Annotated in this window: 1 protein-coding gene and 2 pseudogenes; 2 read left to right on the top strand and 1 reads right to left on the bottom strand. The window is 38.1% G+C overall.

Annotated elements, in window-relative coordinates; all coding sequences use genetic code 11:
- A pseudogene (locus tag AACV33_RS03390) lies at positions 1-151 on the top strand (VOC family protein); the annotation flags it as partial.
- A 176-nt stretch (positions 152-327) separates the two neighbouring features.
- A pseudogene (locus AACV33_RS03385) lies at positions 328-780 on the top strand (glutaredoxin family protein); the annotation flags it as partial.
- Positions 781-817: 37 nt separating this feature from the next.
- On the opposite strand, the gene AACV33_RS03380 reads toward AACV33_RS03385, so the two are convergent.
- Positions 818-1,032 (bottom strand): glutaredoxin family protein (locus tag AACV33_RS03380; RefSeq protein WP_304503143.1); only part of this gene is annotated, 215 nt, incomplete at its 5' end.

The raw sequence follows: 1,032 nt of genomic DNA, 5'->3' as shown, positions 1-1,032 counted from the left end.
CCCTATCATTGATGTAAAAACGCACATAGAACAACAAGGTGTTACTGTTTTTGAAGGGCCAGTACAGCGAACAGGGGCAATAGGCAATATCATCTCTGTTTATTTTAGAGATCTTGATGGTAACCTGATTGAAGTCTCCAATTATTTATAGCATTGGCTTCCAATAGCGTTGATTAATGCCCTCAATTCCTATTTATGTTCAAACTGATTTTCAGCACGGTTAATTTAAAATAGTTGACTTAATCCAAATTTAGACTAAATTAAACTAAACGGTTCAGTTTAATTTAAGGCGTTTGAGAATGACAAACGCTGATAGGGGTAGTATCGATGAAGCCAATAAAAATTACATTATATCGCTGGGCAGGAAGTTGGGGACCTTTCAAGGTTAACGTTCCTTGTGGTGAATGCACATTAACGAAAGATATTCTTCAAGATACTTTTAATACCGAGCTTGCCGGTATTCCGATTGAATTAGAAGTTAAAGATTGGTTATCACATTGGTGGGAACCATTAAAGCTTAAAGCATGGCATGCACCGATCATTATTGTTGAAGATAAGGTCATTAGCCAAGGTGAGGCATTGAATCGTGGGGTACTTGTTCAAGCCGTGATAGCGAAAGTCGCTCAACGTGATGAGATAAAAGGTAATGTCGTTTTTGGTAAAGCAACCTGTCCTTTTTGTATCAAGGCAAAAGCCGCTTTAGATGAAGCGGGTATTGAATACACTTATCATGACGTGGTTAAAGACAGCGCAGCTCTTTATCGAATGATCCCTGAAGTAATAAGAGTCTTTTTTTATTCATAATGAGTACCTCTCTTTAATTAGTCATTGTCATCGATTTTTCAAGATTATCAAATCCACCAATGTATTTACCATCCAACCAAATTTGTGGCACAGTAACGGGGGTTTTCTCTCCAATGATCGCTTTCACTTCAGGGATCATTCGATAAAGAGCTGCGCTGTCTTTAACCACGTCATGATAAGTGTATTCAATACCCGCTTCATCTAAAGCGGCTTTTGCCTTGATACAAA

The sequence above is a fragment of the Aliivibrio sp. SR45-2 genome, assembly GCF_963890165.1.
GTDB classification, from domain to species: domain Bacteria; phylum Pseudomonadota; class Gammaproteobacteria; order Enterobacterales; family Vibrionaceae; genus Aliivibrio; species Aliivibrio salmonicida.
This window is presented reverse-complemented; position numbering and strand designations above follow the sequence as displayed.